We start from the raw sequence: 25,389 nt of genomic DNA on the forward strand, positions 1-25,389 counted from the left end.
ACTGTTATGAAATTCCAATCACTATTCCTGCTTACTTTCATTGGCCTGTTTTCATTTACTCTTGCCTTTTCCCAAGATACGGAAAGTTACAGAGACACCATATTCTACCAGGCTTCTGGTACACTGGATATGAAGATTCTGATAAAAGATTACCACCTTCTGGCGGAAGAAAGTCGATTTCAAGCCATCATGGAAGATTTCCAATTAAGGCTGAAGGAAATCGACCAGATGGTTCCCAGCACAGCCTACACCATCGAATACCGATTTCAAAAACAATTGGATATCCGGGACAGTGACAAAATAAAAAGCTTCGACATCAGTGCAGATAATAGGCTCTCAGAAAATCTCCAAAACAAGGCTTACATTCGGGATAATTCTGGAAGCTATGAGGTGATCATTGGATTTAACGATATCACGGAATTGATAAACCTGGACTTTTCCAAGATATTGACGGCCATCGCAGATAGCCTTCCGGAAAAGCACCGCTTTCTAAGGTATTTGGAATTCCGACCGGACCCTCAAACCGGAAATATCGTCCTAAAGGAAGACAGGCACACCGGATATTTTGATATGCTGAGCTTGCAGGCTGGCGTAGGTGCCAATGTGTATAGGGGTAATTTTCTAACCGATTTTTCCGGAGAAGTAGGCTTGCAACTGAACCATAAAGGCATCCTTAAAAACCAATTTTATATTTCCAACAACCTCATTTTTGCTTTCGATGCGGCAAACACGGCCATAATCAACAACTTCACCAATGTCGGATACAGGAGGAACTTCTCCAACCATAAAGACAAACCCAATTGGTTGGGGGTTGAGCTAGGAACCCTGACCAAAAGAAGCGGTGACATTTTCCAGCCCAATACCCATCGACTGGGGGTGAATTGGCAGGTGGGTAAACATATCACCGTATCGCCACAGCTTTATTTCAATGGATTTTTCAGGCAGGTAAGTCCCGGATTCAGGATCGGGATTGGATTGTAGGCCTGGATGATTGGTCAATAGGTATGCCCAAATAGGACAGACCATTCCAGTTTAAAAAAAAGTGGGAACCATTAAAGAACAACGCAATGAAACATTTCAGAATTATATTTTACTTAATTCTAACACCTACAACAACTATTGCACAGGGTATTGAAGGGAATAAGGTCTCTTCAATTGAAGGAATAGTTGGTGAACTTCTCGATCAAATAACAATCGAAAAAGGAGAAAAAATGGATACCTCTGCCGTGAGAAATTTATTTCATCCCTCGGCGATACTAACAGTCGCAGACTCTTCCAATGCCGAAACTGTATCAATCAATGACTTCTTAATTCTTTTAAAGGATCCTTATTATGAAGAGGGATATCTTGAAAAAGAAATTAATAAAGTCGTTGATGAGTATAATGGAATAGCTCAGGTATTTCAAAGCTTTTATGGTAGAGACTCTGAAGGATTAGAAGAAAGAGGAATAAACAGTTATCAACTGGCCTATTTTCAAAACCGCTGGTGGATTGTAAGTCTCCTTTGGACCATTGAATCTGAATCTTTAAAAATACCTTCTAAATACATGGGGAAATAAACTATTTTCCTTTTCAGACTGACTAACCTTGAGAAAAAATAAATTCTACCCTTTGATGACAAAATTTTACCTTATTCTTCTTCTAACAGGCTGGCATTTTGGTTCTGCTGAGTGTAATGCCCAGGAAAACTACCTGAACTACCATTTGAAAGTTGTTGCATGTGAACAGCTAATTGTTAAAGGAAAGAATGCTTCCGCAATTGAAAAACCAACAGGACTGAATTTGTATTTGCCTAAAGGATGGCAGAAAGGGAAAATAAAAATTGAAGAAAAATAAATAGTTGCCGAACCTGGTATAAGGTTAATGTCACTGTAATTTAATGGCAGGTTAGTTATTATATGCCAAACTACCAGAAGATCTGTTGGCCTGTTCAACCTAAATAATTGAGGAATAGCCCAAAATTATATATTATTGAAACATATTTGTATACCTAGATGGTAATTTCTATTCAACCTTCAATTCACACATTTTAACATGGAACTTTCACAAGAACAAACAGAACCCTTATTGAGTACCTTGAAAAACCGCTTTGAGAAATATAGGCACCGCCACAAAGGCCTTGAATGGAAGCCTGTTGAAGAAAAACTGCTGAACGATCCCGAAAAACTTCGGTCTTTGCTACTAATGGAGGAAACGGGAGGGGAACCTGATGTGGTCAGCATTACCGAGAAAGCAGATCAATTTGTGTTTATTGATTGCTCCCCAGAAAGTCCTAAAGGTAGAAGAAGCCTTTGTTACGACTCCGAAGCTCTGGAGTCACGCAAAACGTACAAGCCCAAAAACAGTGCGCAGGGAATGGCCGCTGAAATGGGCATTGCGCTCCTTTCTGAAGAGCAATACCTGGCCCTGCAACAGTTTGGAAAATTTGATACCAAAACCTCAAGTTGGGTAAAAACGCCGGATGCTATCCGAGAATTAGGAGGTGCCATCTTTGGGGATTGGCGATTTGGCAGGGTATTCATCTACCACAATGGAGCTGAATCCTACTATGGAGCCAGGGGATTCCGCGGGGTTTTGAAGGTTTGATCCACCTTAAAATGAATACTGATTTTATTTTTTAAACCCTTCTTACAATAATTGATTTTCTCAATGTAGAGAATGGTCTGGCGTTCCTGCGACTTTGGTATGGTAAACTCCATGCAGCTTACGGTTCTCTAAATGTAAAAAAATGTAAACAAAACTTGACTTTTGTAAAGTTTTATTTACTTTTGTAAAGTACACTTTACATAAAATTATGAAGACAATGAAACTCGAACGAAACAAAAGAATAAAAAAATTAGCCGTATGGACCTGGACCTGGGTAGCTACGATGGCTATTGCCACATTTGGTCCTGAATTTATCTGGGACCATCATCCATTTCTGACACCTTTTGCGATCATTGTCAACTTCGCAAATGGCATCTTAATGATACTGGCCAACCGGGACCTGTTCAATCATTTTGATGAGCTGGAGAAAAAAATTCATCTCGAATCACTCGGCATCACACTGGGTCTGGCTGTCATTTTTGGGATGTCCTATTCCCTACTGGACACCACCAATTTGATCAGGCAGGATGCGGAAATCAGCATCCTGGTCATGTTTATCGGACTTACTTACCTGACTTCCACATTGATAAATAGCCGCCGTTATCGATGAAAAATAAAATCAGAGAACTGCGAACCGCAGGAAACATGACTCAGGAGGATCTGGCTGAAATTATCGGTGTGTCCCGGCAAACCATCAATGCGATCGAAAAGGGAAAGTTTGATCCCAGCCTCCCCACGGCTTTTAAGATGTCTAAGCTGTTTAAACTTCCCATTGAACAGATGTTTTTTTTCGATGAATAAAGCAATTTGGTCCAATGCAGCCAGCATGAACCTGACCGAAGCTGTAGCATTTGAATTGGTATACAATACCTTTTTTCTGGTTTTTTCTATCTTGCCGACTTTCCTGTTGGGAAGATTATCGCCGTCACCGTACATGAAAAAAAATCATACCAGTTGGCGTACACTGCTGTCCCGGACAGTTGGGAATTGTTTGTCCAAAGGTTTCGAAAAAGAAAAAACAGAATAAAGGTTCCTTCGATTTCCTCCATCATCATGGAATCGATCGTTTAGTCCAGCTACAGCAAGCTTGCCGAATCACTTCAAAAAGCTGACCTTCATATACAACCCCCTCTTGGCAAAATTGGCAAGATGGATTGGGATGCTTACGAACGTCTTTACGAAATCGGAAAAAATCACACGCTAGAATTATTGTCGCCCGAGGTAATCAGTAGATTGCTTCCGCTTGCATCGAGGGAAAAATAAGCGGCGCAGATGCCGCTAAGTACAATATCAATGCCAGACAGACTGGTCCGAAACACCAGCTCTGCCAGTCATGCAAAAAACCCTGGCAATCAGTACAGGAAAGTGATTTTTTTGTAAACTTAAACGTATTTTTAATATCAATCCGATTCCCATTTGATGTCAGCTGAAAAGAATCAGGCCCGAAAGCCATAAACATCCTGATACCTACTACAAATCAAAATTAATTGTGACCCCGCTCAGGTTTTAAAACTATAAAGTATGTTAAAAAACTTTATTCTTAATAAAATTATTAGGACATTAGTATTGTATTTATTTTAGAGTTATACCATACAATATCATGCACAAAAATCTAATTTTATTACTTTTCCTGGGATGCTTTATGGTGACGTTACAATCCTCAGCGCAGATAAGGCTCGAAATCTATGGTGGTCCTTCTATATCCTATTTGGATTTTGAAACCATCCCTTCCAATGCCCAGGCCCAAAACGAACCCTATAACAGATTGAGTTATCACCTTGGTCTGGGGGCATTGACCAGGCTATCAGACCATTGGCAGCTTGTCACTCAGGCGGAAATCTTTGTAAGGTCCATGGCTGTAAAAAATCCAGGTGAATTCGGGTCTGGGGGATTCACCTATTTGGGACCTGCTAACTATGAAATGCCCACCTTTGCTTTGGGAGCCAGGTACAATATCGAAAAAGAAAAATATGGCTTCTTCCTACAGCCTACAGTGGGCTTCACCCTGCTTCCGAATGAAATCAGAAATCCAGGCACGGCGTTTAGCGATATAAACCCAAACTTTAACCGGGAGGTAACCCAGGTCAATCCCTATGGATTGGGGCTCAGACTGGAAGCTGGCATAAAACGGTATACTAAAAACAAGAATTACTTTATGGTAGGGATCAGGCACCAGCAGGGTTTACGAGTGACGGATGAAATGACACAAACTACATCCAGGACCGGTCAACCGGAAGTAAGTGTATTTGGCAGCAGCAGGAGTTCATATACCGGAATGTTTATAGGTTTTGGGTTGAATACAGATAATTGGCGAAAATAAGCTTGATCCCAAAAAACCCGCTCGTAAGGCCATCGGCTCCCCGGGGCGATTGCTACACCATTTGTTTGAGAAACAGCCATGATCTTGAAAAAAAAATAATATTCGGAGCATTTTTAAATTACAGGTAAGCAAGGTTTAGCCATCATTTTTCGGAGAAATTCCGGATCAAATAGATCCTGCTTTAATTTTCTGCCGGTTTCAGGAAAAACCGAAAAAAATTACGCTTTATTTCAAAAAAAGCAGTTACAAATCCGCTTCCGGATGCGACCATTTCATATCAGTGAATCATTCAGGACATTGAGATAGATTTGCTTAACGCCAAACAATCGGTGATAAATGTCAACCTTTCAGTAAAAAATTAGCAGATTGGAGGGAAACATGTACAGAGGATATCATGTTTGTTATAAACGATCATAGAAATTTTGCGAGTCAATGATGACATACAAACATATGCGTATTGAAAATGTAACCTACAGGGGTGTATTGACTTTACTTTTTGGCTCACTGTGTATCATTTCCTGTGAGACCGCGGATACCGGTACAGGAATGGACGATCCCGGACTTCCGGGAAGCACAGGAAGTACCTTTGCATGTACTGAATTCTCCTACTCAGATACCCTATATTTTATCAATGAGCAGACCGAACAGCTTATCAATCCGCAGACCGAATTGGCGGGAACCTATTCCGCTTCGCCGGAGGGATTGGACATTGATCCGCTCAGCGGAGCCATCGATATCAATGCCAGTGAAACGGGACTGAAATACCAAATTTCATTCAGTCCTGATAACGGGGCTCCATCCTGCCCGGTATTTTTAACCATCGGAGGAATCAATTACCTGGATCAGGTATACGTGCTGGACCAGGGCGAAACACAGGCAATTCCGGTATATAACGGCGTCCCTTCCGCTGCCATTCCCTGTGAGGATGATGACGATGATGATGACGATGACGATGACGATGATGATGATGATGACGATGATGATGATTGCCGTTTTGATGCCGATGGACCTGATGGTCAGAATCTGGCAGATGCAGGTGTGGCAATCAATGCATCAACCGGTACCATAGACCTGGAAACCACCCTGAATAACGGAGCACTAGGCTCCTCCCCTGCCAACGGTACATTTTCTGATTTTAGCCTGTATTACCGGTTAAATGACCCCAGTATGGGCGCATTAAACCGTATCGGTCTTCGCGTTTATTATTTTGAAACAACAGCTGATGTACCCCAAAGCCTGCTCGATGAAATTGAAACCAAGAGAAATCAGATTTTGGGAACCCAGGCTACGGGACAGCATCTGAGAACAAGCAATGACAACCCAAGGGTAAGACCGCGCCCACCCTATTTGGTAATTGTCTCCAGATTGCGGTAATTTAAGGGAATCGATCGTTTCCCTGATACCACTCCATGTTTGCCATACTTCTTTCTATTCTGTTTTTACAAAGCCCATCGCTCCAGGATCCATTGGAATCGGAACCCGTTAAAATATACGAGAAAGGGCTGAAGCTGTATTTTGCGGAAAACCCTACCAAAAAAACAGATAGCCTGGCCATGGCCTATTTCAATCGTCTTTTGACTGCTGATAGTTTAGCGCAGGTATTGACGAGGGAGCAATTGCTGAACGTCCATGAAAAATTGGGAAACCTATACCTGATGGCTGAAGCAGACCAAAAAGCCATTGCCTCCTACAGGAAAGCCATTTCAATGAACAGGTTTCCCGCCCTGGAGGACTCCCTTTTTTTCAGTGCCAATCTGTTTTTGGGAGAAGCCTACTACAAACAAAGCAAACCAGATAGTGCCATACATTTTTTGAAAAGAGCGGAGCACATTCTCGACCTGAAAAAATCCAGAAATGAAGGCTCCAGATTGTTTAATTCTATGGGCGTGTACTATTATGAGACAGGAAATTTTTCCCAGTCGATCAACTATTTCACCAAGGCAAAAGACCTCGTGATTGGCGCCCGGAAAGCCACCAAACTGGACACCTACTATCAGTACGCTTTTTATTCCTTTACGTCCAATATTGCTACAGCTTTGGTCAGACTCAATCAGCTGGACAGTGCCGAAAGGATGTTTAAGGACCTGTTGGAGCTGGAAATCAATCCGGAAAAGATTCATCTGGCTCTGGTGGACCTCTACCTGGAAAAAGGCTCGCCCGATGAGGCCGGGAAATTTCTAAATAAAATCAGTACTCAGAACACCATTTCCTCCATTGGATACGCCAATCAACTGGCTGAAATTCATTTTCAGAAAAGAAATTTTGAGAAAGCTGAGGAGGGTCTTCGGAAACTAATTGCGAGCTATCAGGCAGATAAGACTGATTTTCTGGAAGGAAACCGAAATTTCAAACTTGGATTTTCACATCAGTTGCTGGGAAAAGTACTGTTGGAACAACAGCAATACCAAAATGCACTCCATCATTTTCAATACGCTATCCTTCATTTCGATCCCGGCTTTTCAGATTTGAACCCCCTTACCAATCCCAACGATCACGGGATGGGATTTGCTGCTTATTCATTGTTTGAAACGTTAATACTTAAGGCCAATGCCCTGCTTTCTCTTGCAGACAAGGACAATCAACACACCTTCTGGCAGGCAGCCATAGATACCTACAATGAGGCCTTTAATAAGGTTTTTTATCTGAACGCCTTCTATGACAATGATCAGGCACGAATCTTTTTGGGAGAGTCGATCCTGCCTGCATACCAGCGGGCAGTAGACCAGGTACTTTCTGCTTACCGACAAAACACGCATCAAAAGGAGCTTCTGGAGCAGGCGTTTCTTTGGGCGGAAGGCAGCAAATCTATCAGCCTGCTTGCAAGGCAACAGGAAGGCCAGCTTAAAGCTGAAATTGGAATTCCGGAGACCTTGCTGGAAAAGGAACGTCGATTAAACTTTGAGATGGCCAATTTGATCCAGAAGATTAACGATTCGGAGGACAGTATGATGAGCAAAACTTTGCAACAGAAGTTGCTCGACATTCGGCTGGCACGGTCACGGCTGCATCACGAGTTCAATGATATTCCGGAATACCTGCTTGCAAAAAGCCGCAGTAGAATAGAAAGCTTACAGGAACTACAGGAAAACCTGCTGTCCGAAGGGATACTCCTGGTTTCTCTTTTCGAAACAGATACCGAACTGCACTTATTCTACGTCAACAAAAACAGTCTGGAAATTGAAAGTCTACCGATCAACAAGACGCTGAAGGAGAAGGTAATGAATGTTAAGCTTGCACTGCTCAATGCGGAATGGGGTGAAAATTTTCAGCAGAGGGTTTTGTCCCAGGAAATTTTCCGCGAGGTTTTTGCAAGTAAATGGGATAAAATCAATGCCTATGAGGAATTGCTCATTATTCCCCATGGTATCTGGCGGGATTTTCCTTTTGATATATTGGTAGACCATGCTGGTAACTATTTGATCGAAAATTTAGCAATAGGCTATCAGTTCTCAGCCCATTTTATGGACGGTTCGGCTATGCAGTTGCCTGGTCTGGAAAATACCCTTGCCATGGCCCCATATACCCATGGTACTGGAAATGAGCAGTTTGTCGAATTACCCTACTCCTTAGAAGAAATCGAAAGCCTGCCTGGCAATAAACTGGTCGGGAAAGAAGCCACCAAATCCAGGTTTTTAGCTGCTATGGGAGACCACAGCATCCTGCACCTCGCCACGCATGCCCAGGCTTTTCTGGAAAACCCATACCGGAGTTTTGTTGCCTTCTACCCGGACAGCACAGACTTCAGGCTTTATCTCGAAGAATTGCAATACAAACGCTTTGAAAAAACGGCCCTGGTATACCTGAGTGCCTGTGAAACCAACTACGGGCAGGTAAGCGCAAGCGAAGGGGTATTGGGTATCAGCAGGGCATTTGCCTATGCAGGCTGCCCCAATATCATCACCTCACTTTGGAAAATGGAAGACATGGTCTCTGCCTTTATCAGCGCAAGATTTTACCATCACCTGGACAATGGATATACGGTAGCGAAGTCCCTGCAACTCGCCAAAACAGACTTGCTGGTGGCACCGGAAATGTCACAATTCCGTCATCCCAAATACTGGGCACCTCTTGTTTATATCGGAAATCCCGTTGGGTTAGAAAAAAATTTTTCCTGGAAGTACATCATCATTTTTGCATGTCTGCTGACAGGATACCTCGTCATACGGGTCTTCAACCAAAAAACCCTCCCTTTGGTCAAAGGAGGGTAGAATGGTTAAAAAGCAAAGCTGAAAAAGAATCATCTCAACTCAACTTCTATTTCGGAGGAAGCCTCTATGCGACTAACAATTTTTGAAAACATGGCCCTGTTTGAGTTGTTACTTATCCGAATAATACCTTCTTCTGATTCCGCCTCTTCAAATTCGGATTTGCTAATGTTGCTGAACCAAAGGTGACTGTTTAATTCAAGCAAAACAAGCGGATTATTTACCCGGTCAATCCTGAAATAGTCATCGTCATTCTCTGCTTCTATTTCTACCTCAAAATCAATTTCATCTCCATAATATTCAAAAACAAACTGATAGGGATTTCCCTCATTATTTGCATATGTCCCTTCCAGATAAATCGACGGTTCACTTCTGTAATCAATCAGGTCTAACTCCAGTTCAATCTCCTCATATTCCCCCTCCGGAATATTGAAGAAAAAGTCTCTGGATTCATCAAACTGGTCAAAAGTCACCTTGAGGATCTCATCAAATTCCACCTCGTGTTCCTTTTCGAATTCACCATTTTCATCCCTTCCTTCCATTTCCAATTCCAGTTCCCTGATTTGGATAAATCCTTCCGTTATCTCCAAATCAGTGTTTAGGCTTCGTGCATTTGGTTGGGATGATGAGGCGGAACCTAAAACGAATGCCAGACCCATTCTGCCTTCTCCCGTCCCGGGGATCATGCTGGCTTCATCCTGACAGCCCACCATGATCCCAAGTCCTGCCAACAATGCGGTTTTAATACAATACTTCTTAACGTTTAACATTTTGATAAATTGGTTTGTGTTCAATTTTACTTTATAGTCGTACTGCCAGTACAAAATGTAATCCGCTTACCGGCTTTTTTTCAATTTTAATAAAAATATTTTCGCCTGGTCCCATTTTCCAAAGGCATCGTGGTACAAATGGTGGGGATCGTCCCGCATCTTCGCCACCAATTCTAAGGCACGGCCATGGGCTCCGGTCTGCAGGTAGGCCAAAGCTGCATAAAAATCTGTTTCCTGCTCAAAAAGTGTTTTGTCCGTCGTTTCATTCATTAAGCGGATCCGATCAAAAAACTCAATGGCTCTGGCATAAGACCCTTTTTTATAAGCAGCGAGTCCTGCAAGAAAATAGGCTTTCTGACTCGCTACAGCCGGATTTTCTACCCATTCCAATAGCTTCTCCCAGTCCTCCGCCTGATAATAGCGTTCTGCAGCCGAATCACCCATCTGCTCTGAACGCTGCACCGGGAGCCTATATTCCAGAAAATGGGAATTGGCTATTTTTGTCGAATGTAATTGAAGCATACCCAAACCTGCAAAAGCCAATATCAGTAGCAAAGAGGCTGCCCACCTGAACCAACTCCTTCGGAAGACAGACTGTGCCTCAGGCACACTTGCACTCGCATCTTTTGCCATGAAATCCCTGTGCACAGCCCTGATTTCCTGCCTGAGACCAATTTCTCTTATCCCGCTAAGGGTCAATCTTAAGGTTTCCAATTGCTCCCTGAGCGTCCCATCAGACTTTAGCTGTGTTTCGAGCTGTATTTTCTCCTTTTCGCCCAGTCGCCCATGGAGGTAATCTTCCAATAGCTCCAATGTATTCTGATCAGCCATACTTCAATGCATCTTTGATATTTTGATACAATACAGGATTCCCATTTACTTTTTCAATAAGCTTTTTCAGGCACTTGTATTTTTGATTTCTTACCACCTGTTCATTGGCAAAATCTTCTTCAACCATGATCTCCTTCATGCTGTATTGCTTGTAATAGTACAGCAACAAGATCCGCTTGCACCTGCCTCCCAGACCTTCAAATAAGCCAGCTATCAGGTCAAAGTTTTCCTTCCTGGCTATTTTTACATTGATCCCATCCGTGGCACCTTCGCTTTCTGCTGCATAAATCTCCTCCCTCCTCGAAGCACTTTTCCTTTTTCTGATCTCCGAAATCCATAAATTTCTGGCTATGGCAAATAAATAAGATTTCAAACTAGCTTCTGCGCGAAACTTGTTTTCCTGAATAGCCTTTATTGCCACCAATAATGCCTCCTGAAATATGTCTTCTGCATCGAATTCATCACCACTGTTTGAAATGATGTACTGAGATATACTGCGATAATAGTTGTAATACAGAAAAGAGATCGGTTTATTCAGGTTTTTATTTAAACCAATATCTCGAAGGGCTTTACCATCATCATAGTCCTTTTCAAACTCCATCTAAGCGTAATTAGTAGTCGGTACGGAAAGGGGAAAAGTAATCCAAAAAACTTACTTTTGTGAAAATTTGTTTTAAAATACATAAAATTTAGCGATGGATACAAAAAAAGAGGGACAAAATGAATCCGGGGACCATTATCTCAAAAACTCTTAAAAACCGGTAGGAACGATATTTCAATCTCCGGAATGGTATCCAAACCTGTAGATCTTTCCATCAAAACCACAGAGATAAAGTTCCTGGTGTTCGTCCAATCCGAATGAAGAGACGGGAAAAGAAGCCTGGGCCAGCTCAATAATTTCAGGCTCGTTTACCGTAGAAAAATCCAGTGCCCATACCCTACCGGAAACAAAATCGGCATAAACATATTTTCGTTCCAATTCTGAAATGGAACCCGCCCTGTAAACATAGCCACCTGTAACGGACGCATTCCCTTCACTGTGTGCATAGGCCGATAAAGGCAAGATCAGACCCTCTTTATCGCAGTCCGATTCCGGGTTAAAACATTCAAAACCTTCCATGGTATTCCACCCGTAATTCCCGCCATTTTCAATCCAATTTATTTCCTCAAAACGGTTTTGTCCTACATCTGCCGCCCAAAGTGTCCCCGTCTCCCTGTCAAAACTAAACTTCCACACATTTCTGAGACCATAAGCAAAAATTTCTTCCCTGTACCCTTCAACATTGCCTGCAAAGGGGTTAGACTCCGGGATGGCGTAATTCATTCCGGCTTCAGCACCATTTACATCGATCCGCAGGATAGACCCCAACACGGTTTCGAGATTTTGTCCGTTACCCTGCGGATCGCCTCCCGATCCCCCGTCGCCAACGGCTATATAAAGGTAACCATCAGGTCCGAAAGCCAACTGCCCCCCGTTGTGATTGGTATAGGGCTGCTCAATTTCCATTAAAATCAGTTCACTTCCTGCATCTGCCTGGTCCGGATCGGAATCTGAGACACTAAACCTGGAAATGATGGTTCTTGAGGGATTTGGCGCTGTGTAATTGACATAAAAAAAACCATTGTCGACATAATCAGGATGGAAGGCGAGTCCAAGCAGACCTTCTTCATTGCCCTCATCTTTTACAATGTCTTGCAGGTCAAGAAATAGCTGAGCTTCGTCCGTCTGCCCTGCATTTTCAAACACCATAATCCTGCCTCGCTGCTCCACCACAAACAGCCTGTCCGAAGCATCCCCTGCATGCTGAAGGTCCACTGGCCTGGTGAAGGTGAGATTGGGAAATGCATCTATCAGTTGAATGTCATCACTCTCCGCAGGCTCGTCTGCCGGTTCCTCCCGGAAGCAACTGCTCAATACCAAAAGACAAACCAGAATTAAAAGACTACAGTTGGATTTATAAAACATCATTATACGGATAGTTTTTGGCTTTAGCCGGTTGTGGAGCATCAAAAAGCAACAAATAATATGCCATACCTAATTGGCGCAGTCCACCTGTGTACTACACATCTGAAGTATGTTGGAAAGAAGATTAAATAAAATGATATCCCTCATTGTACCTGGCCTGCATGAAGCAGACAATCTCAGACGGCTGCTTCCACACCTGATGACCTGTAGTAATAACTACGCGTTAGTACTGGTTATTTTTCTGCCTCCAGGGCAACAGGCACATCATCCCAAAGCACGGCCACTTTCCCTCTGGTGCGCATATCCTCAATAAACGCTATGGCCTTCGGTAAATCTCTGAAAGAAAACGACTTCTCAATATGAACTTTAATGCTTCCCTTTTGAATGAGGCTGCCAAGCACTTTCAAATCACTGGTATTGGCTTTGGCGGTAAATTGGGCCAGAGGATAACTGCGAAAGACATTTTCCAATAACAATCGGACCATATGACCCATGCTGGTAAACCCGACAACTACACCCCGGCGCCCCATGCGCCGAAAATCCTTGTGCCTCAGGTTGCCATGGTTGTCAATGACGAGATCATATTTTGCTTTATGGGCATGAATGTTTTCGCTGTCGTATGGAATTACCTGATCGGCTCCCATTCTCTGTACAAATTCGATATTTTTACTGGAGCAGACCGCTGTCACCCTCGCACCATAGGCTTTGGCTATTTGAATCGTGAGGTGGCCTACTCCTCCTGAGGCTCCGTTGATCAGGACGGTGTCACCTTTCTTGATGTTACCATGCACGAGAAGTGCCTGCAGGGCCGTTAATCCGGCAATAGGCGCACAGGCCATCTCTGAAAATGCCACACCTTCCGGCATTGGGGCGCAGACATCAGGTGGCACGGCGATGTATGCGGCAAATGCGCCTCCATTAATGCTTTCTCCGAATACCTTTTCACCCACTTTAAATGCCTTGACCTGGGTGCCGGTTTGGACGACAATACCTGCAAAGTCTGCACCGGGAATTCTATCTTTGGGTTTGAACAAACCAAACGCGAAACGGGCAAAAAATGGTTTACCCCTGAGTATGTGCCAGTCTGCCGGATTAACTGAATTGGCCATTACCTGCACCAATATCTGGTCATCCTTTATCAGGGGTTTATCCAGCTCTTCCAATTGAAGAACCTCCGGACCGCCATACTGAGTTCTGGTAAAAGCTTTCATCAGAAATTGTACTTTCGCTTTTGCGATGGGATAAAACTCCAAAAGGATTTGGTTGGTGAATATACCGAATTTGGCATCAATAACGGGTAGGTTTGGTACAAAATTTTAAGCCTTCCATGCCAAATATCTGTCTGGCTTCCTGCTTACCGATACCCCCCCAGCTAAACCAATCCGGATTTTCTCCCGCTACCGGTCCAAAAAAAAATGCCGACCTCAAGGAAAGAGGCCGGCATCATCAAATTGAACGGATAAACATCATTACACGCGGTCCAATATCCGTTTTCATTTCATTGCCATGGTTTCATCTTCCTGATAAAATACCCGCCATATCTTTCCGCTCACGGAATCGGAGATCAGAACTGTACCATCCGGAGCCTGTGCCAGGCCTGTGGGACGGTGCTTTGCATCACTGGGAGCCTCTATGGTCTCCACACCCGCAAAACCTTCCGCAAAGGCTTCATGCGTTCCCGTTGGCGATCCGTTTTCAAAAGGCACTGCAGCTACAAAATAACCTTTCTGCTCCAAAGGAGCTCTGTTCCAGGATCCGTGAAATGCCACCAGGGCTGTTCCCTTGTAGCTTTCCGGCAGTTGATCACCAGTGTAAAACAAAAGGTCGTTTGGAGCCCAGTGAGCAGGAAATGTCATTACCGGAGCTTCCGTGCCCTCGCAGCGCTCTGCCCGTTGCCGGTCTCCACCGTATTCAGGAGCGGTTAACCGCTTCTCCTGCGAAGGATCATAATAACAATACGGCCATCCGAAATCGGCCCCGTCACTCAACCGAAACATTTCCTCGGCGGGTTGTTCCGCACTTTCTTCTTCGGTATACATTTCCGGAAAGAGTGCGTGCAACATGTCACGTCCGTGTTGAACAACATAAACATGCCCGTCTGCTGCATTATAGTCCAGCGCGACCGCATTCCTTATGCCTGTAGAATACCTGTATCCATCTTCAAGTTGCGTTTGACCCACTTGCTCCGCATCGAAGCGCCAAACACCTCCATGTCTCTCCAATAGGGGACAGGGATCCATGGCAGGGGAACCTTTCGTGCGGTCCTGCTCCTGGCAGGCGTTTGATGGAGCTCCAACATTTACGTACATGTGACCTTGTTCATCGAATGTAAATGGCTTTACCGCGTGAGAAGTCTGAACTGGCAGACCTGATACGATGGTATCGGGCGCCGCCGCATTGTCTGGTATCAGATTATCTCCTGAAAACGTAAACCGAAACACTGTGCTGTCGTTTGAGGCGTATAGATTCCCTTTGTAAAAAGCCATGCCGGTACCGCCAAAATCGCCAAAATATTTGATCTCATCTGCGCGTCCATCTCCATTCGTATCCCGCAAAGCGACGATTCCTCCTTCCTCGGTAGCTTCGCGAAGGTTCATATAGATATCGCCGTTTTCATTGACGGCCAGGTGGCGTCCCCTACCCAGGTCTTCCGCTACTACGTAAGCCTGAAGTCCGGAACCCAGATTCAGACCACCCTGGTCCTCATCAGCGGTAAAATAAGGATTTTCTTCTTCCTGTTCCTGCGGACTTCCACAGGCCGCCATCCAAAGCACGGGGACAGCAAACAGGTACATCAATTTTTTGTAATCCATAATTTTGTTGGTTTTTTCAATTTGGTATAGCGTTAAATATATGAAAAATGGGCATTAGTAGCAAATAATATTACCTGGGTAACGTATGTGCCGGAAATAACGATACAATATTTGCCGCCTAACCCTCAAAAATTGCCGGCCAGAACAAAATTAACCTCAGCCCCATGGTGGTATCGTGGGATATATTTCTCTGCCGGGTGAATCTAATCTTATATTTTCCTGTGACGAAATGCATTGCTATGCAATAAAAATTTAGCTGTACCTGCGCCAAACCCCGGGGAAATCACATCACTCATGGTTAGTCCTTGCTGTTTCAGGCTGCTTTCAAATCTTCGTTTGTCTTTTTTTTGCGACCAGCGGGTTAATCTACCGGAAAGAAACAGTGGATTTCCAGATTTCCGTCTGTAAAATAGATATTAAGATTGTATATTTATTTGCATGAGGAATAAAAGCAATAACAAAACGATGCATGGTAATGCATTTGATACGCACAGAAGGATTTTTTTGAAAAATGGTATACTCTGCGGAATGGCGGGTATGTTGGCGGGACCAACTCTGCCTTCATTGGCAGCCATTAATACCAGTAAGGAGCATACCAAGCGAAGGCTTCGTCCGGTTTTGGATGAAAACTGGTGGCTGATCGGACCGGCCCCGAAACAGGGAAGCCACAATATTCCGGTAAAAATGGGAGAACATGGAGAAATCAGACCCTATGAATCGGTAGATCACCACATTTTTCGGGCCGGGGATGGCTACTGGCATTTGTGGGGCTGCGTACGGCATACGGGATGGGGAAGGATCCTGTACCACTGGAAAGCCAGAAACCTGAGCGACAGTCCCTGGGAAGACACCGGTGAATTTATCCGTGCAAACGAAGCTTTCGGTGAAAGCATCAACGGCTGGGGGAACGAGGAATGGATCCAATCGCCATTTTTTGTGAAAGCAAATGACCTCTACTATATGTTTTATGGTGGGCACAGTACCGGAAGAAACGGCGAAGGGTCTCCCTCCAGGGGAAAAACCCGAAACGACAGCTTCGATACCGAATGCCAGATATGCATCATGACATCTCCAGACGGATTGCATTGGAGCCGGCATGCTTATGCTGACGGGCTTAGCCGGGCATTTACCGGCCCGGGAGAGGCCAGGGATCCCTGCCTGATAAAAATCAAGGGACTTTGGCACCTGTATTACACGGGGCTGGAGGATGGTGATCCCAGGAAGGGCGGAATCTTCGTTCGCACCTCGACCGACCTGCTCCACTGGTCAGCCTACGAGCTTGTACATCGTGCCGGTCAGTATGGCAGCAACTGGTGGGAAATCGAATGTCCCCAGGTAGTGTATAGGGAAGGGTATTTTTACCTTTTCCGCACGCGCAACTATACTGAGGCCATTACTTACGTGTTTCGAAGCGACGACCCTCTTGATTTCGGCAGAAATGACGAGTCAGCAAAGCGAAAGTTTGTCTGTCAGGTGCCTTGTGCCGCTACGGAAATATACCAGGTGGAAGGGGAAGAATATGTCTCCTCAAATCACAACCCTGCCCTGGGCACACAGATGTGCCGGTTGAGGTGGCAATCAGAGTCCTGAAGAAAATCAGCATATATGCACCTCCGTTCGCGCGCTTAGAAATTTCGTAGAAGAGGCTATCAATGCTTACCTGCATGAAAAGCGGCTGCGCTGCCAGGCAAAAACCAAAAAGTGGGGCCTTCGGCCCCATTTTATTATTTACAGCCTGTAGCCCGGTCGGTAAGCCCGGTGGAGGTGTTTTGCTGCTTCAGGGTCATTCTCAAACTGTTCCGCATCAGGATTCCACTTCAGCGGCCTGCCCAGCTCATAGGCAATGTTGCCCAGGGTGCAGGTTACACAAGTGCTGTGGCCGATTTCTACCGGAGCTATAGGATCCTTACGCCTTTTTACCGATTCAATAAAATCAATGTGGTGGTCTCTTCCGCCTCCTCCCTGTATGGTTTCCCCTGGCCCAATCTCCTGATACAGGGACGGATCCGAGGCTTCATAATGGGAACGGGACACTTCGATCCAGCCATCTTTTCCGAAAAATTTACATCCTCTTGTTTCTTTTTCGTCAAAGGGTTGTTCGGTTACCGTCACTCCGTTGGCATATTTGAAAGTGAGGTGTTTGGTATCCTGATATCCGGCTGGGATAATTTCAACGGGTCCTTTTCTGTCCATGCCGATGGCCCACTGGGCGATATCAAACATATGTGCTCCCCAGTCTGTCGTCAGACCGCCGCCGGTCTCCTTGTACCAGCGCCAGGCTCCCCACATTTTTTCATTCTCCGGGGGATTCAGCGAAATTGGCGGGTTCAGCTCATTGTTGAAGTGAATGGGTGCATTCAATGGCCCCATCCATAAATCCCAATTCAGTCCTTCCGGAACTTCCTCCTTTGGTAGGTCGAATGGTTTGGGAGGCCCGCCTACACAGGCATATACCTTACTTACCTTGCCGATCCTGCCCTTCTGCACCATGCGTACTGCATGTTGGAAATTGGCATAGGAGCGTTGCATGCTACCTGTTGCCAACACAATATTGTTGTCCCGTACTGCTTTGACCAACTCCTGGCCTTCTTTTATGGTAAATGTCAGCGGCTTTTCCAGATAAATATCCTTTCCGGCTTTGCAGGCGTCAATCGCCATTAAAGCATGCCAATGGTCGGGAGAAGCGATGACAACGGCATCTACATCATCTCTGGAAAGCAGGTCATGGTAATTTTCATAAACCTCCACTTTTACCTGCCGGTTGTTTTCATTGTAATAGGCTGCTGTCTTGTTCAGAAAGCGTTGCCGTTTGGCGGCATATACATCACATCCGGCTACCACTTCCACTTCCGGTAGAGAAATAAAGCTGTTTAGTAAGCCATTGGCCTGTCTTCCCAATCCAATGAAACCAAGCCTGAAGGTAGCAGCACGGTTGGTAATATTCGGTACTTGTTTCCCAAGGCTGACATGGGGCAGCACGCCTATTCCGGCTGCCCCCAGCAGGCCTGTACCCATGAATTTTCTGCGGGATAGCAGGTTCATTTTTTTCTTGTTCATCATTTATCGGTTTATTGAATGATTGACAAATTATGAATTGTCACCATTTGCATGATAGAAATCCAATCCAAATATAAGCTTTTTGCGCTGTTGACAAGGAAACGGTGACTGAATTGTTTGGCTGTAGTTGGTTAGAAACTCCGGGATTCTTAGCCTGGTTCCGGTTTGATTGACCCAGCTCACCTGAATACAGGAATGCCAATTGTTCGGAATTGCCATTGCTACATTTTCCTTCTGCCATAACACATTTCACCAGTGAAACACCGGCATGCAGCCTTTGCCAAAGGCCGGCAAAGTAACAGCTTCAAGCGAATGAAGGGATTCACTGCCGTATCCGGGATGGTCTTCCGTAAAAGGAAAAATGGATTCAAGACTACTGGTATCGTGGCTTTCTTAAAAAAAACAATCTGATGCATCTATTTCCAAATATGAATAAAGCCACTGCGTCTTTGCACCAAATTTATGGGAAGGAACTGGATTACGGTATGCCATAATCACTTTGGTCAAAAAAGGGCTTTCAACAGCTACAGGCGGCGCAAAGTGACAGGATCAACCCAAAAAATCATGAAATACAAAAATAATACAACAAAATACTATTTTATATTTACAAAAAATTTATCTAAAAAACAAGTTATTTTTATTAAAATATATAATAAAGTTTTCCTAAATTTGATTTATAATTTGATTCTTCTGAAACGGAGAAAGGATTAATTTAAACCAAAACAAATTGAAGCAAGCTTTTTTTTAAAATTATCTGATCATGGAGACATACACCTTTTTATTTGTTGCACTGGGCCTCAGTTTAGGAATTCTTTATACCATCAAAGCGATCAGGGATGCCAAAGATGATCCCGAAACCTTTGAGGATTTCAAAAAAGAAGGCAAATACAAAAAGCCAGCCGACTGGAAAGTGGGTCAGATGCCGGAGGACATTAAAAAAAAAAGCAAGCTGAACAATCCTCTGATCGACTACAGGCCTGACTATCATTTAATCAGCCAAAACTGATCCCGGCAGGGCGAGCTCATTGCAAAAACATCAGGGTCAGACCTGATTTTTTCTATCCCTTAAAACGCTTCCCCAATAAAGAAATAGATACCCGTCCCTTCTTCGGTAAAAGCGAGGTCAAATCGGGTGTAGATATCTTTTTTCGGAAAGATCAAAAACCGAAGACCGGCCCCTGCAGACCAGACGGTATTCTTCCAGTCAAAATCTGTCCAGCTCGAAAATACCTGTCCGGCTCCGGCAAATACAGCGCCTCCGATCCGGTCGGTAAAGCCAAGCGGAAAAGGCAGAAAACGCATTTCTACCTGACCTGCGAGTTGATTTTGACCCCTGTACCTTCCTGTATAGTATCCGCGCATCAAGCTTTCACCTCCCATGAGGGAAAGTTGGTTAAAGGGTACCCTCCCGGAATTAAACTGCCCGAAGAATTGTGTGGCCAGAACATTGTTTTCACCCACCGGATGATAATATCGGGTATCAGAAAGTACGGTGGTAAAGTTAAAGTCACTTTGCCAAAAAGGATTGTACCGCATCACTGCCAATTCTGAGAACAAGCCTTCTCGCACGTTCAGTACATTGTGGCGGTCGTCGTAAACCATTCCTACACCCAGGCCAAGGTTAGAACTTCCCTGATAGCCTGCCGGGAGCTCAAATTGGGGGTCTGCCGGAGCGGAGTTAAAAGCCACCTCACTAAGTCGCTGCCAGTCCATCTCCAGGCCGAAAAAAAGGTTGCCCCTGATTTTTCTCAACACCCGCTCCTTTATCAAAATCTGATTGGCGTCAACCCTTGCGAGATAGTCTGCCTGCGTATCATTGCCAATCCCATAGTACAATAGGGGGAAACTCTGCAACCTGATACGGCCCAAATAAAACCAGAGGTCTCCCGGCGAATAATTGGCATGATCGAACCACAGGCCGTATTGATTTTCCAGAGTAAAAAAGGTAAACCCGTTGACCTCACTCAGGCGGTTGGTGGTATCTCTGTTGGCATAATACACGTACAGGGTACTGAAACCTATTTCCCAACTGGTTTCGGGAGCATAGGCCAGTGTAGGGTACATCAGGAATTGAGGCCTGGAAATATCACTGGTATCGTTGACAATTGAATTCAGATACTTTTTGATAAAGCCCTGAGGTTTCGCCTCTTTTCCGGCAAAAAACAAAAGTAACAGCAAGGGTAAAACCCGGAAAGGAAATTTCATATGGTAGCAGGTATTTTAAAAATGTTTCGGAAGATTCAGGCTTCAGCCAGTAATTTTTTAAACTTATCCATCATCAGCTCGTGATGGGGCAACTGAATGAGGAAAACTTCTTCCAACAATGCTTTATACTCCCGCAGGTCTGTCAAGGTTTGCTTTAGGCTCACTTCATTTTTACGATGAGTAGTGAAAAGATTGTTAAACAGGGCATAACGCCCCCAGGGCATGCAACGGGCGGCCATTACATCATTGACAAACATGGATTCCGGATGGTTCCCCAGGTACCAGTTGACCACCTCATAATCCGGACGCAACTGTGGTTCCAGGCTAAACCGGTAAAGAAGCCGCCACTCTTCCCGAATCATTATCTCCAGGTAATAAAATCCGTTCACTCTATTGAGCCGGAATCTCTCGTGCGGTGTCTCCTGTGCATCAGTAATATCCAGGGATAAGGGCGCTGTAAACGAAGACCCGCCAAACCCTACATCTGCTATGTACTTTCTACCGTCCACCTGTACCAGCAGCAGCATATGGTCTCTGGGCTTAATTTCTCCAGAGGGTACCTCCCAAAAAACCCTTGCAGAAAGCCCCTTTACCAAAAAGCCCATAGTGTTTAATACATGTCCAAACAACATGTTCTGCTCAAAGCAATAACCTCCTCTTCCCTCCAGGACCATTTTATTCAGCAATCCGGGCAGGTCTAACCTGACCGGCATTCCCAGGAAAGGGTTCAGATTTTCGAAAGGTATGGCCTGGGGGTGCAGGTAATGCAGCAATTTTAACGCATCCAGGCTTGGCTCCTTTTCACCAGAGTAGCCTACACGATTAAAGTAGGCCTGTAGCGATTTGTCATCCAAAAATTCGGTAAAAAGACTTAGCGCATCTTCTCTGGCAAACATCCTGATGTTTTTTGATTAAAAATAAATTTCCAAATCATTTGGTTGAACGGCTTGAAAATCTCAATTTCCAAGCCCGGGACATATTTCTTTACAAGATACACAAACCTGGTCTTTTTCACAGATAGTCGGTACTTTATATTGATCAATCCCTGACCAGGCCTTGCTGACTTTTTAGTTTTTTCCGGCCCTCGCTTAAACCTGTTACACCATTTAATACTTACAGTAAGCCAGTATGTCTTCGGGTAGGTTATTGCTGTCGGATGATGCGCAGGGCAGCGCTGATCAGGTTATCCTCTCCCCTGCTTACTGCTACTGGTGAGAGGTCCACCCGCACATCTGTCAATACCCCGTCCTCAAGTTGTCTCTCGTCAAGGTCTATGGTCTGAGTAGCTGAAAAACGGTAGGTCCAGCCGTTTGACAATTCTCCAAAGACAGGAGTGCCCCCTCCCCCTCCGGTTTGGTCGCCAAGCGTAATCGCATTGGGAAGGGACTTCATCATCTGGGCAAAAAAAGTAGTCGCACTGTAAGATCGGCGATTTGTCAGGACGACTACAGGTCCAAGAAATGTATCTTCCTCCCAGGGACTAATTTTCATATCCTGCCAGGGTCCAAAATCGTTTGTTGCCGGGCCCGATTTTTTTCGCTCCCTGGCGTAAATGGTTTCCTCTGCTGCGAAAGCAGATGCCAGCAAAGAAGCATTACTCAGGTTACCCCCTCCATTGTTTCTTACATCTATAATCACCCCCCGGCCCCTTTTTGCTCTCTCCAGGACCACCCTTAGGTTGGCAGGAGAAATCCGTTGTCCGAATGAACGGTAATTGACGTATAAGACATCATCCAGCACCTGATGCCACAAGGGTCCACTGATCCAGTAATCACGTCTTAAATAAACCTCTTCTATCAGATTTTCATCATAATTGACAGGAAAGTTCTGGTACCATTCCCAGTTTCGGCTCCGGTTAAATCCGGTACTGAGGTTGACATGCCCGTCCTCAAGCTCAAAAAGCATTTCTGCCAGCAGGTCGTACAATTCCAGCTGTCCCATATCTTCTTTTACCTCCTGCCGGTACCTGGTGCGGACCTGCTGCCAATCCAGGTTTTTGTGATCAAAAAAAGAATACCGCGCATATACATCCTCCCACAACTGGTCAAACACTGCTGCAGGTTCTGTGCCCGGGTCTTCAGGCAGCACCCACTGTTCACAAGCGCAAAACAAGAAGGTCAGCAATAGAAAGAGACGAATTTGCTTCACCATAATTTCACTGTTAAGACCAATAATAGGGATTGTCCGAGTCCCAATACATTCTGTCTACCCCGCAACGAGGACATATCTAACTGGTAGCGTATCCCAAGGCTATTGTCTGAGGGAAGGTCCCAATCCAGGCTGGAAGAGAATCCCAGGTGCCAGTCTCTTCCCAGAAGGAATGGCTCCATTCCCTGAAAAAAGTTATCGAGCGGACTGTTGTCCTTGGAAAACCCTTCCGGATCGGCTCCGATGTAGCCAGACTTGAGCTGAAATCCTAAAACCTGAACCTGGGTCATAGTGGTCCATTCAAACTCCTGCCGCTTCCACTGAAAGGGCATCATGTACCGTGCAGTTGGCCCGATGCTGCTCAGGTAGTCGTAGCGCAGACTATAATTAGAGAAACCGTTGTGCCTTCTGATATTGAAGACGTTTTGATTGGACCAACCCCATTGCAGACGCTTCTCCGCCGGATTATTTTTGTGGTAAAAGGTTTGGTTCATAAAGCCAACAGACATCACATTCATTGAATTTCCTATGCGGTTTTGCAGCAGACCGTAGGCAAAACCAAGCTGATAGCATTCAGTTTTGTGAGGTCTATCCAGTGAAAAAGTGGCCTGACTGATGCTGCGGTATCCTTCATATGTCAACGGTGAAAAGCCCAGGTCCCGGTTTGCAAATTTCTGCACGCCGGTAGACAACTTCAATTGACCGGTAGATTGCGCAATTGCCTGAAGAGAAATGAAAAAGCAAAAAAAGCCAATCCATATCAGCCTGTTTGGTTTGTTTAACATCCAGCAGTAAAGTTTCAAAATAAAATGCAATGCCAGTGGGTGCCAAATTAAGTGATTTTTTAACCAATCCTTGTCATTAAGTGCTTCAAAATATTTAATTTTAAGAAAATTTTTTATCTGCGATGGATGCTAAACAGCAAGGTACCATGAAAAAAACAACAGTTGCAATTTTGTTCTTTATTTTACTGACCAGCACAGTGGTGGCGCAGCAAGGTTATTTTGGAATTCAAAACAGCCAGCGAAAGGGAATGATTAACGCCCTTATGAATCCTGCGGAGTTGAACCAGTTTTCTAAGAAGGTAGAAGTATCTTTTTTTGCTGCAGATGCGGCCCTTAGCAATAATGTGCTAACCTTCAGAGATATTCTGGATGATCCCGATCAATTTGAAACGATCTTCCAAGGTATATCCGAACCGGCCAACGTAAGAACGGATTTTTCCATACTGGGTCCCTCGGTGGGTGTCCGGGTGGATAAGTGGTCTTTTGGATTTACCAGTCAGCTAAAAGGGAAAGCTGATATAATTGATTTTAATCCGGATTTAGGGGATGCTATTGTAGTAAATAGCAGCGCTGGTGGAGACAACCAAACCGGCTTAAACATCCCCTATAATCAACGTCTCAATGCGATAGGTTGGATGGAGCTTGGCCTCATGGCGGGAACCAGCATCATTAACAGCGATTTGCATGGACTATCGGTGGGAGGGCATTTTAAGCTATTGCTACCCGGGACCTACGCCAATATAGGCCTGGACCAGATTCAGGCTACCCTGGTCAATGAAGCGGACCAAATCAGCCTCACCGATGCCAGCGGATCGCTCAATTTATCCTATGACGAAAGATGGAACAACAGCAATGGCACTGCACTGGAGCAAAATCTCTGGAGGCACCTTTCCCCAAATGGGTTTGCCCTGGATCTCGGCGTCAGCTACCAGCTAAAATCTTTCGGAAGAACATTTCTAAACTCTGGTCTTTCTGTACGAAACCTGGGTCGCATGACGGCTCCCCAGGATCAATTTACGAGAAACTACACCATGAACATCCCCCAAAATGAATTTTTCAGAATTGATAATCTGGAGGGAGATTTTGACGAAATTGAGCAACAACTGGTAGAAAGCGGATATTTTACGGTTGAACGGGAGTTGTCCCAAACCAAAATCAGATTACCCCGGTTATTAGCGGCCTACGTAGAATTTAGCCCTTTTTCTACATTCCAGGTGTCGCTATATGCCCAAAAAAGATTGACCGATGAAAATAGAAACCAATACCTAAGTGGTCCTGACCTTCTGGTGCTGACACCCAGGTTGATCCTGGGAAAATTGGAACTCTATTCTCCCTGGATGCAGCACCAGATTGCCGGACTAAGCGGCGGGTTTGGGTTGCAATACGGAGGATTTTTTATTGGCAGCCACTCGCTGATCACCGGATTAATTGCTGACAGCAAGCGGGCGGATTTTCATGCCGGTCTGTCCTGGGGTTTCGGCCGAAATGATTGACAACGTTTGGAACAGTATTTTACCTGATCCCAGTCTCGCTTCCATTTCTTTCGCCAGGTAAAAGGGCGACCACATACCGGGCAGATTTTGTTTAATTTTTCCTTTGTCATGGATTTGTTCTTTGCTGTTTGCTCCAAATTTATCAAGGTACCCGCGTTATTCCTGCCGAGGGGGTAATCCTATCGCTAAGTATCACTGACCCCAGGCCAG

General features: G+C 44.8%; 24 protein-coding genes. 12 read left to right on the top strand and 12 right to left on the bottom strand.

What is annotated here, in order from left to right:
• Positions 1–6 precede the first annotated feature (6 nt).
• The 9 genes from BUB19_RS11585 to BUB19_RS11635 all read left to right on the top strand — a co-directional run bounded on the left by BUB19_RS11585 (position 7) and on the right by BUB19_RS11635 (position 9,114).
• Positions 7–981 carry a hypothetical protein gene (locus BUB19_RS11585; RefSeq protein WP_073094724.1) on the top strand — a complete coding sequence of 325 codons (975 nt, stop codon included), beginning with the start codon at positions 7–9 and terminating at the stop codon, positions 979–981.
• A gap of 86 nt (positions 982–1,067) precedes the next feature.
• Positions 1,068–1,559: a hypothetical protein gene (locus BUB19_RS11590; RefSeq protein WP_073094725.1), complete on the top strand. Its 492-nt coding sequence runs from the start codon at positions 1,068–1,070 to the stop codon at positions 1,557–1,559.
• 55 nt (positions 1,560–1,614) lie between these two features.
• Positions 1,615–1,836, top strand: a complete 222-nt coding sequence (locus BUB19_RS11595; RefSeq protein ID WP_143156012.1) for a hypothetical protein — start codon at positions 1,615–1,617, stop codon at positions 1,834–1,836.
• A gap of 198 nt (positions 1,837–2,034) precedes the next feature.
• Entirely contained in the window at positions 2,035–2,586 is a 552-nt protein-coding gene (locus BUB19_RS11600) for a DUF4256 domain-containing protein (protein ID WP_073094727.1), read from the top strand.
• A gap of 208 nt (positions 2,587–2,794) precedes the next feature.
• Positions 2,795–3,196 carry a hypothetical protein gene (locus BUB19_RS11605; protein ID WP_073094728.1) on the top strand — a complete coding sequence of 134 codons (402 nt, stop codon included), beginning with the start codon at positions 2,795–2,797 and terminating at the stop codon, positions 3,194–3,196.
• Complete coding sequence (locus tag BUB19_RS11610) at positions 3,193–3,387, top strand: helix-turn-helix transcriptional regulator (RefSeq protein WP_073094729.1); 195 nt, start codon at positions 3,193–3,195, stop codon at positions 3,385–3,387. Before BUB19_RS11605 ends, BUB19_RS11610 begins: the two co-directional genes overlap by 4 nt.
• A gap of 799 nt (positions 3,388–4,186) precedes the next feature.
• Positions 4,187–4,906, top strand: coding sequence for an outer membrane beta-barrel protein (locus BUB19_RS11625; RefSeq protein WP_084097215.1), 720 nt, complete (start codon positions 4,187–4,189; stop codon positions 4,904–4,906).
• A gap of 432 nt (positions 4,907–5,338) precedes the next feature.
• Positions 5,339–6,280 (top strand): hypothetical protein, encoded by a 942-nt coding sequence (locus tag BUB19_RS24175; RefSeq protein ID WP_245802836.1) that lies wholly within the window; start codon positions 5,339–5,341, stop codon positions 6,278–6,280.
• Between the two features lie 35 nt (positions 6,281–6,315).
• On the top strand, positions 6,316–9,114 hold the full coding sequence (locus BUB19_RS11635; RefSeq protein WP_073094733.1) for a CHAT domain-containing protein: 2,799 nt from the start codon (positions 6,316–6,318) through the stop codon (positions 9,112–9,114).
• Positions 9,115–9,143: 29 nt separating this feature from the next.
• On the opposite strand, the gene BUB19_RS11640 is transcribed toward BUB19_RS11635, so the two are convergent.
• The 6 genes from BUB19_RS11640 to BUB19_RS11665 form a co-directional block, all read right to left on the bottom strand.
• A complete protein-coding gene (locus tag BUB19_RS11640; RefSeq protein WP_245802837.1) occupies positions 9,144–9,881 on the bottom strand; it encodes a hypothetical protein in 738 nt (245 codons plus the stop codon).
• Positions 9,882–9,947: 66 nt separating this feature from the next.
• Positions 9,948–10,712, bottom strand: a complete 765-nt coding sequence (locus BUB19_RS11645; RefSeq protein WP_073094734.1) for an anti-sigma factor — start codon at positions 10,710–10,712, stop codon at positions 9,948–9,950.
• Complete coding sequence (locus tag BUB19_RS11650) at positions 10,705–11,313, bottom strand: RNA polymerase sigma factor (RefSeq protein WP_073094735.1); 609 nt, start codon at positions 11,311–11,313, stop codon at positions 10,705–10,707. The genes BUB19_RS11645 and BUB19_RS11650 overlap by 8 nt, the downstream gene beginning before the upstream one ends.
• 174 nt (positions 11,314–11,487) lie before the next feature.
• Positions 11,488–12,681, bottom strand: a complete 1,194-nt coding sequence (locus BUB19_RS11655) for a PQQ-dependent sugar dehydrogenase (RefSeq protein ID WP_245802838.1) — start codon at positions 12,679–12,681, stop codon at positions 11,488–11,490.
• Between the two features lie 230 nt (positions 12,682–12,911).
• Positions 12,912–13,889, bottom strand: a complete 978-nt coding sequence (locus BUB19_RS11660; protein WP_073094895.1) for an NAD(P)-dependent alcohol dehydrogenase — start codon at positions 13,887–13,889, stop codon at positions 12,912–12,914.
• A 282-nt stretch (positions 13,890–14,171) separates the two neighbouring features.
• Entirely contained in the window at positions 14,172–15,491 is a 1,320-nt protein-coding gene (locus BUB19_RS11665) for a PQQ-dependent sugar dehydrogenase (protein ID WP_073094736.1), read from the bottom strand.
• 438 nt (positions 15,492–15,929) lie between these two features.
• On the opposite strand from BUB19_RS11665, the gene BUB19_RS11670 reads away from it, so the two are divergent.
• A complete protein-coding gene (locus BUB19_RS11670; RefSeq protein WP_073094737.1) occupies positions 15,930–17,081 on the top strand; it encodes a glycoside hydrolase family protein in 1,152 nt (383 codons plus the stop codon).
• 138 nt (positions 17,082–17,219) lie between these two features.
• Here BUB19_RS11670 and BUB19_RS11675 read toward each other — a convergent pair whose 3' ends face one another.
• Positions 17,220–18,551: a Gfo/Idh/MocA family protein gene (locus BUB19_RS11675; protein ID WP_317041586.1), complete on the bottom strand. Its 1,332-nt coding sequence runs from the start codon at positions 18,549–18,551 to the stop codon at positions 17,220–17,222.
• 757 nt (positions 18,552–19,308) lie between these two features.
• Between BUB19_RS11675 and BUB19_RS11685 the strand changes: the two genes are divergently transcribed.
• A complete protein-coding gene (locus tag BUB19_RS11685; protein ID WP_073094739.1) occupies positions 19,309–19,554 on the top strand; it encodes a hypothetical protein in 246 nt (81 codons plus the stop codon).
• A 59-nt stretch (positions 19,555–19,613) separates the two neighbouring features.
• Here BUB19_RS11685 and BUB19_RS11690 read toward each other — a convergent pair whose 3' ends face one another.
• From BUB19_RS11690 to BUB19_RS11705, 4 genes are all read right to left on the bottom strand, one after another.
• Positions 19,614–20,753 (bottom strand): BamA/TamA family outer membrane protein, encoded by a 1,140-nt coding sequence (locus tag BUB19_RS11690; protein WP_073094740.1) that lies wholly within the window; start codon positions 20,751–20,753, stop codon positions 19,614–19,616.
• 35 nt (positions 20,754–20,788) lie between these two features.
• A complete protein-coding gene (locus tag BUB19_RS11695; protein ID WP_073094741.1) occupies positions 20,789–21,649 on the bottom strand; it encodes an arylamine N-acetyltransferase family protein in 861 nt (286 codons plus the stop codon).
• 247 nt (positions 21,650–21,896) lie between these two features.
• Positions 21,897–22,904, bottom strand: coding sequence for a S41 family peptidase (locus BUB19_RS11700; protein WP_073094742.1), 1,008 nt, complete (start codon positions 22,902–22,904; stop codon positions 21,897–21,899).
• The gene (locus tag BUB19_RS11705; RefSeq protein WP_073094743.1) at positions 22,898–23,686 is read right to left on the bottom strand and encodes a hypothetical protein; all 789 of its coding nucleotides are present in this window, start codon (positions 23,684–23,686) and stop codon (positions 22,898–22,900) included. The genes BUB19_RS11700 and BUB19_RS11705 overlap by 7 nt, the downstream gene beginning before the upstream one ends.
• 146 nt (positions 23,687–23,832) lie before the next feature.
• Here BUB19_RS11705 and BUB19_RS11710 point away from each other — a divergent pair, with 146 nt between their 5' ends.
• On the top strand, positions 23,833–25,179 hold the full coding sequence (locus BUB19_RS11710; RefSeq protein WP_073094897.1) for a DUF5723 family protein: 1,347 nt from the start codon (positions 23,833–23,835) through the stop codon (positions 25,177–25,179).
• Here BUB19_RS11710 and BUB19_RS24775 read toward each other — a convergent pair.
• Positions 25,140–25,289 (bottom strand): DUF2256 domain-containing protein, encoded by a 150-nt coding sequence (locus tag BUB19_RS24775; RefSeq protein WP_073094744.1) that lies wholly within the window; start codon positions 25,287–25,289, stop codon positions 25,140–25,142. The two genes, BUB19_RS11710 and BUB19_RS24775, sit on opposite strands and share 40 nt — an antisense overlap.
• Positions 25,290–25,389: the final 100 nt, after the last annotated feature.

Source organism: Cyclobacterium lianum (assembly GCF_900143075.1).
Taxonomy (GTDB): Bacteria; Bacteroidota; Bacteroidia; order Cytophagales; family Cyclobacteriaceae; genus Cyclobacterium; species Cyclobacterium lianum.

What these genes read in the sequence shown, in the direction of transcription:
- BUB19_RS11605 (WP_073094728.1), top strand. Translation starts at nt 2,795, where the DNA reads ATGAAGACAATGAAACTCGAACGAAACAAAAGAATAAAAAAATTAGCC.
- BUB19_RS11660 (WP_073094895.1), bottom strand. Translation starts at nt 13,889, where the DNA reads ATGAAAGCTTTTACCAGAACTCAGTATGGCGGTCCGGAGGTTCTTCAA.
- BUB19_RS11675 (WP_317041586.1), bottom strand. Translation starts at nt 18,551, where the DNA reads ATGATGAACAAGAAAAAAATGAACCTGCTATCCCGCAGAAAATTCATG.
- BUB19_RS11595 (WP_143156012.1), top strand. Translation starts at nt 1,615, where the DNA reads ATGACAAAATTTTACCTTATTCTTCTTCTAACAGGCTGGCATTTTGGT.
- BUB19_RS11590 (WP_073094725.1), top strand. Translation starts at nt 1,068, where the DNA reads ATGAAACATTTCAGAATTATATTTTACTTAATTCTAACACCTACAACA.
- BUB19_RS11665 (WP_073094736.1), bottom strand. Translation starts at nt 15,491, where the DNA reads ATGGATTACAAAAAATTGATGTACCTGTTTGCTGTCCCCGTGCTTTGG.
- BUB19_RS11705 (WP_073094743.1), bottom strand. Translation starts at nt 23,686, where the DNA reads ATGTTAAACAAACCAAACAGGCTGATATGGATTGGCTTTTTTTGCTTT.
- BUB19_RS11670 (WP_073094737.1), top strand. Translation starts at nt 15,930, where the DNA reads ATGAGGAATAAAAGCAATAACAAAACGATGCATGGTAATGCATTTGAT.
- BUB19_RS24775 (WP_073094744.1), bottom strand. Translation starts at nt 25,289, where the DNA reads ATGACAAAGGAAAAATTAAACAAAATCTGCCCGGTATGTGGTCGCCCT.
- BUB19_RS11685 (WP_073094739.1), top strand. Translation starts at nt 19,309, where the DNA reads ATGGAGACATACACCTTTTTATTTGTTGCACTGGGCCTCAGTTTAGGA.
- BUB19_RS11655 (WP_245802838.1), bottom strand. Translation starts at nt 12,681, where the DNA reads ATGATGTTTTATAAATCCAACTGTAGTCTTTTAATTCTGGTTTGTCTT.
- BUB19_RS24175 (WP_245802836.1), top strand. Translation starts at nt 5,339, where the DNA reads ATGATGACATACAAACATATGCGTATTGAAAATGTAACCTACAGGGGT.
- BUB19_RS11640 (WP_245802837.1), bottom strand. Translation starts at nt 9,881, where the DNA reads ATGTTAAACGTTAAGAAGTATTGTATTAAAACCGCATTGTTGGCAGGA.
- BUB19_RS11645 (WP_073094734.1), bottom strand. Translation starts at nt 10,712, where the DNA reads ATGGCTGATCAGAATACATTGGAGCTATTGGAAGATTACCTCCATGGG.
- BUB19_RS11600 (WP_073094727.1), top strand. Translation starts at nt 2,035, where the DNA reads ATGGAACTTTCACAAGAACAAACAGAACCCTTATTGAGTACCTTGAAA.
- BUB19_RS11625 (WP_084097215.1), top strand. Translation starts at nt 4,187, where the DNA reads ATGCACAAAAATCTAATTTTATTACTTTTCCTGGGATGCTTTATGGTG.
- BUB19_RS11585 (WP_073094724.1), top strand. Translation starts at nt 7, where the DNA reads ATGAAATTCCAATCACTATTCCTGCTTACTTTCATTGGCCTGTTTTCA.
- BUB19_RS11650 (WP_073094735.1), bottom strand. Translation starts at nt 11,313, where the DNA reads ATGGAGTTTGAAAAGGACTATGATGATGGTAAAGCCCTTCGAGATATT.
- BUB19_RS11695 (WP_073094741.1), bottom strand. Translation starts at nt 21,649, where the DNA reads ATGTTTGCCAGAGAAGATGCGCTAAGTCTTTTTACCGAATTTTTGGAT.
- BUB19_RS11610 (WP_073094729.1), top strand. Translation starts at nt 3,193, where the DNA reads ATGAAAAATAAAATCAGAGAACTGCGAACCGCAGGAAACATGACTCAG.
- BUB19_RS11690 (WP_073094740.1), bottom strand. Translation starts at nt 20,753, where the DNA reads ATGAAATTTCCTTTCCGGGTTTTACCCTTGCTGTTACTTTTGTTTTTT.
- BUB19_RS11700 (WP_073094742.1), bottom strand. Translation starts at nt 22,904, where the DNA reads ATGGTGAAGCAAATTCGTCTCTTTCTATTGCTGACCTTCTTGTTTTGC.
- BUB19_RS11710 (WP_073094897.1), top strand. Translation starts at nt 23,833, where the DNA reads ATGAAAAAAACAACAGTTGCAATTTTGTTCTTTATTTTACTGACCAGC.
- BUB19_RS11635 (WP_073094733.1), top strand. Translation starts at nt 6,316, where the DNA reads ATGTTTGCCATACTTCTTTCTATTCTGTTTTTACAAAGCCCATCGCTC.